Source organism: Campylobacter sp. US25a, assembly GCF_004379075.1.
Taxonomy (GTDB): domain Bacteria; phylum Campylobacterota; class Campylobacteria; order Campylobacterales; family Campylobacteraceae; genus Campylobacter_D; species Campylobacter_D jejuni.
Genome location: NZ_RYYM01000048.1, coordinates 1 through 1,649, shown reverse-complemented (window position 1 = coordinate 1,649; position 1,649 = coordinate 1). Strand labels below are relative to the sequence as shown.

2 protein-coding genes and 1 pseudogene are annotated in these 1,649 nt (G+C 29.7%); all 3 read right to left on the bottom strand.

Annotated features, from left to right (window positions below; genetic code table 11):
* Positions 1 to 189, bottom strand: a pseudogene (locus ELQ12_RS09595) (hypothetical protein); the annotation flags it as partial.
* Positions 190 to 202: 13 nt separating this feature from the next.
* Positions 203 to 1,099 (bottom strand): VgrG protein, encoded by an 897-nt coding sequence (locus ELQ12_RS09590; RefSeq protein ID WP_134264747.1) that lies wholly within the window; start codon positions 1,097 to 1,099, stop codon positions 203 to 205.
* A 220-nt stretch (positions 1,100 to 1,319) separates the two neighbouring features.
* A partial coding sequence (locus ELQ12_RS10265; protein ID WP_166739607.1) for a hypothetical protein occupies positions 1,320 to 1,649 on the bottom strand: 330 nt, incomplete at its 5' end.

Here is a 1,649-nt window from a genome sequence, read left to right as displayed (position 1 = left end):
AGTTTTCATTGTTTTAAAATTTTTCTCTTTGTTATTAATAGATAATTTCGATATATCATATCTATCCCAAAAGATAAACTCTAAGGGTCGTTGTAAAAAATGATAAGTTAAGCTTATAAAAATAATCAAAGCTATAAGCACACCACAAGGTATATAAAATTTTTTAAGTTTGTAGAAGGGTTTATTCATTGTTTATCCTTTATTACTCTGCTTTAAGCTCTCCACCTCTAACCACAAGTCCATTAGAGTCTATAGTTACTTCAACTCCACCTGCTTTAATGATAACACAATCAGGTTTTGCATTAATAATTGTTTCTCCTACCTGTATAGTCGCTTCGCTATCGGCTTTTAACTCATGAATAGTTTTTGCATAAGTTGTGATATTATCAGCTACCATGCTTGTATTTTTATCACTTTCAAATCCTATGGATTCATTACTTGTAAAAAGAATATTATCTTTGCTTTTATAATCCATCTCTTTCTCGCTTAACACTTGCATTTTATCACTGATATTAATATCATAATGCCCCTCAATCACCTCCTTTTTATTTCCCTTCACATTCCTTATCTCATCCTTATGGATAATAGTATTTTGATTAGCACCTATTTCTATGTCTTTGTTTTCTCCTACAAACTCATGAGAGTTTTTAGCCACTCTTACTTTATTATCTACTCCTACATTTAAGGTATTGCTTAATCCTACTATGGTATCTTTAGATAAGCCTACATTAGTTAAGTATTCTCCTCCTACATTGACATTTTTAGCTAAGTCTATGGTTTGAGTATGAATCTTTTTAATCCTTTCATTATAAATTCCATCTACCTTAGAATCTTTATCATTTAAGATTCTTTGAGTGAAATTATGCTGGACTAATTCATCATAATCCTTTTGGGCTTTTAAATAAATTTGTTCTTTGTCTTTTATATTTGAGAGGGTAAGTTCATTATAACCTTCTTCATTAACACCTATGGTTTTAGAAGAAAGAGAAGTTTGATGATCATTAAAAGGAAGATTTACTAAACTTGGATTAGCCCCATTATACAAACTAGAGCTCACATAAGGTTTATCTATATCATCATCTAAAAAAGAAATAATCACTTCATCTCCTAACTTTCTTTGATGAGGGCTTTAGTGATTTAAAGGGTAGGGGATTTGAAGTAGAATTTGATATATCAAGACTCATAAAGGAATTAAGGGACATTGATGATCCTTTTGGGGTTTATTGATGATTAATAGCCTATAAGCTTATGTGATTTATTTTAGCATAAAGTGGGTAAAATAAAGTTTGTAGTATATTCTTTAATTATCTAAAATCAAATCATTTCTCATAAAAATATCGCCTGCAAGATTCTGCTAAACGCACTCCAAAAATTTGCCTAACTCCTTTTTTAGCTAGTCTTTCTTTATCATAAATCAAAGACCCAAAAGAAATACTTACAAAAGGCACTTCCATATCAAACGAGTTTTTATTTTTATGAATAGGATTTTCGCTATTAAGCGAAAAAAGTTGTTTTTTGCAATATTCTATCCATTTCATTTCTTGATTAGCATATTTGTTTTCATTGTGAAAGTATTGCACCTTGCATTTATTAGCATCTTTATCATCAAAAAGTTTAAGTTGCAGATAAAGCAGTTCTAAGTTTTGGGT